The organism is Pseudorhodoplanes sp., assembly GCF_050250235.1.
Taxonomy (GTDB): Bacteria; Pseudomonadota; Alphaproteobacteria; order Rhizobiales; family Xanthobacteraceae; genus Pseudorhodoplanes.
On the sequence record NZ_JBFWPA010000186.1, the window covers coordinates 1 to 9,243 of the forward strand.

The 9,243-nt window shown below is 54.7% G+C and carries 5 protein-coding genes and 3 pseudogenes; 3 read left to right on the plus strand and 5 right to left on the minus strand.

The features are described 5' to 3' along the window. Positions 1-156 precede the first annotated feature (156 nt). From AB7F49_RS35525 to AB7F49_RS35540, 4 genes and pseudogenes are all read right to left on the minus strand, one after another. Positions 157-339 (minus strand): hypothetical protein, encoded by a 183-nt coding sequence (locus tag AB7F49_RS35525; RefSeq protein ID WP_428531410.1) that lies wholly within the window; start codon positions 337-339, stop codon positions 157-159. Positions 340-373: 34 nt separating this feature from the next. Continuing rightward, positions 374-1,519, minus strand: coding sequence for a UDP-galactopyranose mutase (gene glf / locus AB7F49_RS35530; protein ID WP_428531413.1), 1,146 nt, complete (start codon positions 1,517-1,519; stop codon positions 374-376). A gap of 248 nt (positions 1,520-1,767) precedes the next feature. Then, positions 1,768-2,782: pseudogene (locus AB7F49_RS35535) on the minus strand (IS110 family transposase); the annotation flags it as partial. Positions 2,783-3,024: 242 nt separating this feature from the next. Further along, complete coding sequence (locus tag AB7F49_RS35540) at positions 3,025-4,392, minus strand: glycosyltransferase family 2 protein (RefSeq protein WP_428531416.1); 1,368 nt, start codon at positions 4,390-4,392, stop codon at positions 3,025-3,027. Between the two features lie 616 nt (positions 4,393-5,008). Here AB7F49_RS35540 and AB7F49_RS35545 point away from each other — a divergent pair. The 3 genes and pseudogenes from AB7F49_RS35545 to AB7F49_RS35555 all read left to right on the plus strand — a co-directional run. Beyond that, a pseudogene (locus AB7F49_RS35545) lies at positions 5,009-5,365 on the plus strand (transposase); the annotation flags it as partial. A gap of 87 nt (positions 5,366-5,452) precedes the next feature. Then, positions 5,453-6,787: a hypothetical protein gene (locus tag AB7F49_RS35550; protein ID WP_428531419.1), complete on the plus strand. Its 1,335-nt coding sequence runs from the start codon at positions 5,453-5,455 to the stop codon at positions 6,785-6,787. Positions 6,788-7,287: 500 nt separating this feature from the next. Next, a complete protein-coding gene (locus tag AB7F49_RS35555) occupies positions 7,288-8,853 on the plus strand; it encodes a glycosyltransferase (RefSeq protein WP_428531422.1) in 1,566 nt (521 codons plus the stop codon). Positions 8,854-8,908: 55 nt separating this feature from the next. Here AB7F49_RS35555 and AB7F49_RS35560 read toward each other — a convergent pair. Next, positions 8,909-9,243 (minus strand): annotated as a pseudogene (locus AB7F49_RS35560) (IS5/IS1182 family transposase); the annotation flags it as partial.

Sequence of the window (9,243 nt, forward strand, 5' to 3'; positions counted from 1 at the left end):
GGCCAGATCACCAGGTTGAAGCTAATCAAGCGCCAAATGTATGGGCGCGCGAAACTCGATCTTCTTGAAGCTCGACTTGTCGGAGCCGACTGACAACAGGCTGCATCAAGTATGCGTCAGAGCCAAATTTGCGAGCCGATTGACAGGCAGCGGATATCAAAGACAGCTTGACTTCAAGGCGCGATTAAAGGGCCGATTGACAGAACGCTCGCCTGGATCAGCCGCAACCGTCGCCTTATGCGCGACTTCGAACGCGACACCACGACCGTCGCCGCCTTCGTCAAACTCGCCATGATCCGCATCTTGCTTAAACGTCTGACGCGTGAACGTCTTGTTCATGAATCCAAACTTTTTGGTTCGGCTCTGAGTGCTTTCAACTCGGATCGACAAAGAAAGCAGGAAGCATCCGTCCTGCCGAAATCAATTTCACCATCTGATCAGCCGCGTTCAACGCCTCGCCGATCGTCACGTCCATATCGAGATAGCGGTATGTACCCAGTCGACCAATGAAGCTCACGCCCGCAGTCGCTCTCGCGAGCTCGATGTATCTGTTTAAGATTCTTTGCTCGTCAACCAGTCTTATCGGGTAGTAGGGAATGTCGCCTGGGCCACAGGCGCGGCTGAATTCGCGATAGCAAATTGTGTCATCAAATCGATGTTTCTCCCACGGGGCGAGATGTTTATGCTCCGTGATACGAGTATAGGGCACATCGCCATCACAATAATTGAGAACAGCCGTTCCCTGGAAGTCGCCCTTGGCGCGGAATGCCTCGAAGTCGAGCGTCCGATAGCCAAGCCGCCCAAGCTTGAAGTCGAAGTAACGGTCAATCTGGCCAGTGTAGACAACATGCGCGAATAACTCATTGATATCTTCAAAACGGGCGCCGAGACGCACTTCGACATTGGGCATGGCGAGTATCGACGCCACCAACTCTGTATAGCCGCGCTTCGGTATCGCCTGATGGGGATGCGCGAAGTAGCTGTCGTCGTAATCGAAGCGCATGGGCAAGCGCTTGAGGATTGACGCAGGCAGCTGCGCTGGGTCAAGCCCCCACTGTTTATGCGTGTAACCGCGAAAGAACGCCAAATAAAGCTCCTCTCCAAACATGCACAGGGCTTGCTCTTCAAAATTCCGTGGTTCGCGAATTGGCATGGCCTTTTTTTCAATGAATGCCCGGGCTTCTGTTGGACCCATCGTTTTCCCAAAAAACTGATTAATCGTCAGTAGATTGATCGGTAACGAATAAACGGCGCCTTTGGCGACTGCGCGGACTTTATGAACGTAGGATGTCATCGTCGAAAACCGTCGCAGATAATTCCAGACTCGTTCATCGGCGGTATGGAAAATGTGCGGGCCATAACAGTGCGTCATCACGCCAGTTTTGGCGTCTCTTTCGGTATAACAATTCCCCCCGATATGTTTACGTTCGTCGATCACGAGCACATGGTGCCCTTCGTCGGCTAGGGATCGTGCGACGACGGCACCGCTAAAACCGGCCCCAACGATGCAGTACCTCATATTGAAGCCCTCGTTGCGTAAGCCTCCAACTCTGCTGGCGACCAACGGAAATTCCACGGTTTCAGCTGGCGTCCACAGCTTACATAAGATGGATCGTGAAGCGAGACGCCTTCGAAAGTCTGCGCCAACGATGCCGTAGCGTAACCTTCTGTAATGGGCGGCTTTTGGTCAAGTCCCTCTGAACGATATCTCGTCGCCAGGATCACGCTTCTGTCCGTGGTCGGCACGAAGGGCCGCCACACTGGAACAGCATTACTCCAGCGGAACTCGGTCGCCTCCACCCACATGCGATGCAGGACGACGCCCAGCTTACGCGCAAGAGCGACCTTCGCGCGCTTCATGCCGCGTCGCTGTGCGACGCCGAGCACCCAGCGTTTCAAGCTCGAAAAACGAACCGCTCGCGTCAGCATGATATGGGCAGCTTCAAAAAGCGCGGTTCGCACCATGCCGTCGCCTACCTTGCTGACGCCGCCGTCACGGTCGGTCTCGCCCGACTGGTATTTTTTCGGCGCCAGTCCAAAATAGGCGGCGATCGCGCTGGACTTTTCGAACCGCGACGGATCATCCACCGCCGAGCGATAGGTCAGCGCGACCAGGGCGCCAACGCCCGGCGCGCTCATCAATCTTCGGCAAACCCTGTCGGCGCGCGCGATCTTCAACATCTCGCGGCGGAGCCGGGTGAACTCATTCCATAACGCCATCCGGGCCGCCAGCATCGCGCCAATCACCGTTTCCAGGATGGCGTGGCCGGCCGTCAGTTCCCGGACGCGCGTCTCGAACCGTCCCCGGCTGACCTCGCCGACCTTGAGTCCGTAGCCCCGCAGAGAAGCTTGCCTTGCAAGAGTTTACGTCCAGCGAGAAGGGCGCGGGTATCCTTGCAAGGTGCCGATTTCGCGTGAACCGGGCGATACCATCCCATCCGCAGCAGCTGGGCGACCCCCCGCATCTTTCCGGTCGGTCTTCACCGTCATGGCGGAGAGCGCCGCTTTGACATGCCGCGTCTCCAGCAACGAAGCATCAGCAACGCAGCATCAGCAACGCAGCATCGCGTCCGGCGGTCACAAGCCCCGCATGCAACCATTGCGAAAGCGGCCCCGCCTCACGCCCAATGCGGCTGACAGCCAAGTCCAGCTCGTCGAAATACCGAACAAGCGCCTCAGGCTCGCTCGCGATCTTGACCTCACGGACGACCTTGCCAGCCGCATCCACCACGCACACGCTGCTTTCTTTAAAAGACATATCAATTCCGGCATAATATTCCATGGCTGTTCCTCACCTGATGCTTGGAGCCGATCGCTCGGACTCCGTTTCAAAACCATCATTCTGAGGGACAGCCACTCAATCTGGCTATGCTCGCGAGCCCAAGCCCATTACAGCACTCAGGATTATGCCGGGCCAATGCGAACATCAGTGGCCGACTCCGATAATGCCCACACCTCGGGGCGACGAGCGCAATTCCAGCCGCTGTGTGGCATGGACTTATTCGTCTCACCACACTTACGCGGCTAAAAGCCTTTTCGGGACGTGCGAGTGGTGCGGTTCCACATGCTACCTCCGGCCTGATGCAGCCCCTCGACCAAGTTCGCGATAGCGGGAAAGCGCTTGGCCATTGGCCTTAACTCGTTGGCCAGAGTGCACAGGAATTCTGCCAAATACTTGCTCTCCATCACGCGCAGGGGCACTGAAAGCACGCGCAGGGGCACTGAAAGTATTCCTATGCTCGTCCGCCCTACGCCCTGTAGCATTGGCCTGACAGCTAGCTTAAGAGCAACATCGCGGTAGGGTGAGAAAAGAGATTTATTTGTTGGTCTTGTCAAAGTATAGTCGCATAGCTTGAGTGCCAACAGCAGGTCTGAAGAAGAAAGGGCAAGTAAAACAAGGCGCTCTCGCGTGTCGACGCAGATTGTTCGCAGCGCGGATTGTTTCCACTCGGTCGGGAGGCGCTTAAAAAGTGAGAACGATTCTTTAAAGTATTGTTCGCGTGTGGAATTTGGCGCCATCTGCCCGCACCAAAACACTAAACGAGCTAGCGCTGCAGTTCCCGCCGCTCCAGCAGAACTTGAAACTCTATTCTCGATTAAAATGTTAGTAGCGATCAGCCCGGCCTGAAGCATGTCAAAACGCCGCATAGTGCGGCTCTCGGTTATCTTTCCTCGTCGCGAAACAGTGTAATAGTACCCGGTCGCGTTGAACAAACCCACACGAGTGGCTTTAATAAGCCCGAGAAAGTGAGGGGGGAGGTCTTCGAATAGCAGTCCGTCAGGAAAGCCTATTTTCGCGGACTGAAAGAAATGCCGTTTGATGATCCTGGTGTTCGCGTTCGGCTCAAGGCGGAGTAAGAGCGGCGCCGTCGCCAAAGACTTCACCGACAGCGCGTCGGGTCCACAAAGCTTTTCCCAAACGTGCCAGTCATAGAAGCTGTATGTTGTCGCATCAGTTGCATCCCAGACAGCAGATCGGCAAATTCCGATATCCCATCCATCCGAGGCCGCATTCTTGGCCATTTGCCGATACACAAAGGCATTGATATGATCGTCACTATCCAAAAACGCTATATAGGTACCCTGGGCATACTTTACGCCGGTCATCCTAGCAGCAGCTGCACCTCTATTCGGCTGGTCTAGCAATAAGATTCTCGCGGGGCATTCCCTCGCCTTCGCCCAATTTTCTGCGATTTGGAGGCTGTTGTCCGTCCCCCCATCGTGAACAATAATAATTTCAAGAAATTCAGTGCCTGCGGCACAGATAGATTCGAGAGTCCGAACGAGGGTCGCGGCAGCATTATAGACCGGAACAATGAAGGAAATAAGCAACTCGCTGCTCCTCGAATCCTTTCTCTCGAAAAATATGGCCTCGGCTGCAGCAGCGCACACCGGCTTTCTCCTTTATTTTCGGCTTCAACTCGGAGCGTGCGTGTCCCGCGCCAAATGTGCGCGCGGCGGAACGTCCGAAACGATCGTCTTCGTCCAATGGATAATTCTCGTTCAGGATAGTTGCCCCAATTTTTAAGACCCGTCAACGTAGATGCTGTAATGGGCCGGGGCTCGCGAGCATAGCCAGATTGGGTGGCTGGCGCCGATCGCCGAGATCGCCTTCCTGGACAAGGCCGTCGTCTACGCGATCCTGTTCAAGGCAGCCACCGACTCCATGACGGCGCTCGCCGCCAATCCGCGCAGGCTGGGCGCGAGGATCGGTGGCCTCGCGGTTCTCCATGCCTGGGGGGCAGGCCCCGCGCGTCCATTGCGTCGTTCCGGGCGGCGAGCTCTCATCCTACGGAACACGATGGGTCGCGGCGCGGCCGAGCTTCTTTCTCACCATCAAACCGCTCCCCCAGTTGTTCCGGCGCCTGTTTCTCGAACGCCAGCAGGCGGCTTTCGAGTCCGGGAGGCTGGGATTCTTCAACAAGCTGACGCGTCTCGCTATCGCGACGCTTTCACCGCCCTTGTCCAAGGCATGCGCCGTGTCGACAGATCATCCTGTGGAGAGTGGCGTAACACGAACGCGGAGCTAACCGATCATCTCGATGGCGAAACAGCGGGTGGTAAAGCCAATCACCGCAATGGCTATTCGAAGAAGACCGTGCTGACCGAGACGTCGAAGATCGACATCAAAATCCCGCGTGACCGGGAAGGAACTTTCGATCCCAAGCTCATCCAGCGTTACCAGCGCCGCTTCCCGGGCTTCGACGAGAAGATCGTGTCGATGTATGCGCGCGGCAAGACGGTTCGTGAGATCCAGGGCCATCTCCTGGAGCATTATGGACTGGAGGTCTCGCTCGATCTCGTCTCGACGATCACCGACGCAGTTTTGGAGACGGTCGCTGAATGGCAGAACCGAAGCTTGCAACATCAAATGGCCGCCGCATAAACTCAATCGCCAGGTGAGCCGCGTCCTCCGTTAATTCACGACGCCCGCTGTCCCAATCATTCGACGATGGACACCTTGTATGAAGGGAGAAAATTGCAAATGTTGCGGTGGTTAAAAAAGGAACGGCCTTCCACAAGAGAGTTACTTGAGCTGGTTTTAGTGGAGTGCCGCCGATCAAATGAGGAAAAGCGCGAACTCACTGATCAGTTCGAGCGTTTACGCGACCTTACGGCCCAAGTCGCGCGTTTGCACACGGACTTGCATGCTGATCTGCAAAGTCAGGCTGCTACTCAAGCGCTGCTGCAGTCTAAGGTCGAATGCGAGTTGCGAAAAATCGTCGAACGGTTCGATCGGACGCTGTTCACACTATCTCGCCGCGGAATAACCTTCAATGACCGCATTTCTTCGGAGGTGCTTAGTCGTCTGCAATTGAAAGTCGCCCGACTGGATCGGTCGTCCGAGGTCGAAGCCCGTGCGAGTCAAATTTTGACCTCCGTGGATTGCGATAAAGGCTCAATAGAGCAAGCACTTTCGGCTCTTGAGGAGCAAAGGCGTTTCCCTGAGTTTTTCTTTCTGCAGTATTTTAGTAGTCAGGCTTCACGTGAAGAACGTCTCCGACTACTCAGCCTCTCTATACGATGCGAATGGACATGGACAGAGTCTATGGCTTTTTGTTTTGGAATTTATGCCAGCGAATTCGTGGAGCTGAACAAATCTTCCCTGTTAACATTTGAACGGATTTACTCTGGAAAGACAATAATAGTAATGCATATTTCTTGCGCGGAGCGATCCTTGCGCGCATACCGCTCGGCGGCCTCATTTACGGAAAATGAATTTATTTCTAATTTGGTCATTATAGGCGATCCGAGTACAACGACCTATCGTTTTGATTGTGATCAAAAATGCCTTTTCGTGCCTTGCGCTGACAGCTACGAAAAGCTCCCTCTTAAGGTCGCTTCAGCGTTGAGGTTCTTAGGTTTTTCTAACGTCAGCGCAGCAGTGCTGAAAGTTGATGACGATATTCAATGTCGAGAGCCGAATGAACTGACAGAGGTCCTGCTTCACGAACTTGGCCGATCTGATTATGCTGGCAGAATTTGGGACCCGATGAACGATCAAGGAATCGATCGTACGTGGCATTTTCGAAAATGCTCGATACCTGACGAACCCTATTCAAGGCTGGGCATTGGACAATTTGCCGAGGGTCCTGCTTATCTGCTTAGTTCGCGCGCTATCAATTTGCTTGCGAGACTTTCAGTCTATGTTCCTCACGAATTTGAACAAGATCTGTACGAAGACATGACAATAGGTAGAATTCTCTCGCTCATGGGCATTGTGCCGACTGATCTCGATCTCCGTAAGCTGGGACTGCTCATGGAATGCCCGTGTTCGGATGATTGAGAACAGGCCATCTGCAAAACCCCTCAAACTCAAGATCTTATTGGAAAACCACCGTTCGCACAGTTGACACGGAAAGACGATGGACGTTTTTGCCGGTAGGAAGATCGTGGCCAGCAGCTTTTTCGACCCATCAATCGCAGATGTGGATATTGCGCCATTCCGATTTTTTTGAGAGCCGATCCTGAAAGAAGTGAACTGATGGGGTGGATGCCCCCTCCGCCCAGCATCCTACGACGCTGGGCGGAGGGGGCATCCACCCCATCAGTTCAAGTTGTGACCAAGAGCCAGATGCTGTCAAAGCCATTGCAATCGGGCGGGGTCCATTTACATCCACTCCATCACTTAATATCCGCGGGGAGCTGTCCAAATAACCGGAGCCAGCTCTATGCTCCACTTGCCGTTCGGCCTGCCGTCGGGTAGGCCAGCGAGGGTTCGGCAGCCGATAGTGGCTACCTCCCAACGATGACTAGCCGTTCCGTAGCTCGAGATGGAGACAGGGAATGAGTGTGCACATCTTAGGTTTACAGGAAGAGGTTAGTCGGCTCTCGTCAATCGCCGGTACGGACTCAGAGATCCGTGAAGATGTGTGGCGTCTCGAAAATGCTTGGTTTGGCCCGCATTACCTGCCGCAGTCGCCCGGCCAAGGCCTGCTGCTTTGCGGGTTAAGATCTGGTCTTGAGGCAGCTCTAGCGCTTCGCGCATCGCCTTCCACTAACGTCGAAGTGGTGGTTTCGCGCGGCGCGAGATTGAATTTGCCAACGATTCAGTATCTCAGAGAATTGGGGGGTGATCGGTTTAGAATCAATTATTGGGACCAGTGGATCCGGAATAGCACCTCAATCCATACGATCCGCATTGACTTGAAGGAGTGGGACAGCGAGCTCGTGGAGGAGCTGCTTAAAACGACCCGGCCTAAAGTGTTGGTTGGCGAGATTAAGGATGTAGTGTCGGTGAGTGCCGCGCATTGGTTGCGAAGATTTGTCACAGTGGCGGGGGAGTGCTTTTTCAGGATAACCGATACACCTGTGGTCCTTACTGGAGCGCGATTTTCCGAGGTAGAGGTCTCAGTCATCGTTCCCGCGTATGGTGTGGAGAATTACATTGGTAGGTGCTTGGCAAGCCTAGTTGCACAAACGCTCGACCGGCTCGAGATTGTCGTCGTCGACGATGGCTCAAAAGACCGTTCGGGCGAAATCGCCGATGATTGGGCTGCGCAATACCCCCAGCGCATTCGCGTTATCCATCGACAAAATGGGGGATGCGCTGCAGCACGAATGACAGGATTGGAAGCGGCTCGAGGCGACTATATCGCGTTCGTTGACGCCGATGACTGGGTCAGCCCTCAGATGATGCAGCGTCTCCATTCAGTCTGCATAGTTAATCACGCTGAGATTGCGCAATGCGGCTATATCGAAGCTTACAGCGATGGAAGCAGTAAAGTCGTGATCGACTGCTGTCGCCCAGAATCCAGGGCCGAAGCTGATTGGGGATTCCTCGTAGATCCAGCAGCATATCGATCGAACCGTCCCACCATGTGGCGCCGTCTGTATCGTAGAGATTTCCTCGAAATGAGCAGCGCTCAATTTCCGACTCACTTGCCGCGTTTCGATGACTTACCTTTTCAATTCATCTCCCTGTCGAAGGCAAAGCGCATGGTTGCGATACCGGAAGCGCATTACTACTATGATTGCGGTCGACCTGGCCAGGACGTGGCGGTCCGCGACAAGCGATTGTTCGTGCACTTTGCTATTTTTGCGTGGATTGCGAGTCACGTTGCAGAGTGGAGCAATCCAGCAATAGAGAGAGATCTTGCTCTGGCGGAGCTGAATAGCCACTTATGGGTGCTCAAAATCATTGACCCTCACCTAAGCGGGAATTACCAGAGGCAGGCTGCGCATCAGTTCCTGCGGACTAGGCAAACCCTATCATGGATGGATTTGCTGCAGGTTTGTAGGAAGCAGAAGCTCAAGGGCATAAAATTTCTATTAATGGCGTCGTTTCTGTTCATTTTGGGAGCGCCCAAGCGCCCGATCATTGACGAGACCATACGGCCCGACCACGGCTGATAAGGGAACGCCCTTGAGGGCTCTGCCCGGATTAGTCGCCCGTGAAGAACGCGATTTAAGCGGCGATTAGTCGGCGATTTGAGGCGTTGGCGTCGTCGAGGACGCTCAGGAACAAGGCCCACAGAAGCGCCAGCCATGCGAGCAGGCGGCGGAAGTTGTAGCCGGCGGCGGCGAGCACGACATTGATCGCGTCGCCGGTCGCATGGGCGAGGTAGTTTCGCCCCATGCGATGGTCGGCTTTCAGATGGCCGATGACGGGCTCAACCGTAAGCGTGATCGGACGACCGCCTACCGCTCTGCATGTGGAGTTGATTAGGTGTCCACCATCGAAGAGGTGGACACCAGATGGCGGCTGCGAATGATGGTGTTGGTGCGGGGCGTCGGACGTGG

Excerpts from the sequence above, each read along its gene's own strand:
- AB7F49_RS35555 (WP_428531422.1), top strand. The coding sequence starts at position 7,288 with ATGAGTGTGCACATCTTAGGTTTACAGGAAGAGGTTAGTCGGCTCTCG.
- glf (WP_428531413.1), bottom strand. The coding sequence starts at position 1,519 with ATGAGGTACTGCATCGTTGGGGCCGGTTTTAGCGGTGCCGTCGTCGCA.
- AB7F49_RS35550 (WP_428531419.1), top strand. The coding sequence starts at position 5,453 with ATGGACACCTTGTATGAAGGGAGAAAATTGCAAATGTTGCGGTGGTTA.
- AB7F49_RS35525 (WP_428531410.1), bottom strand. The coding sequence starts at position 339 with ATGAACAAGACGTTCACGCGTCAGACGTTTAAGCAAGATGCGGATCAT.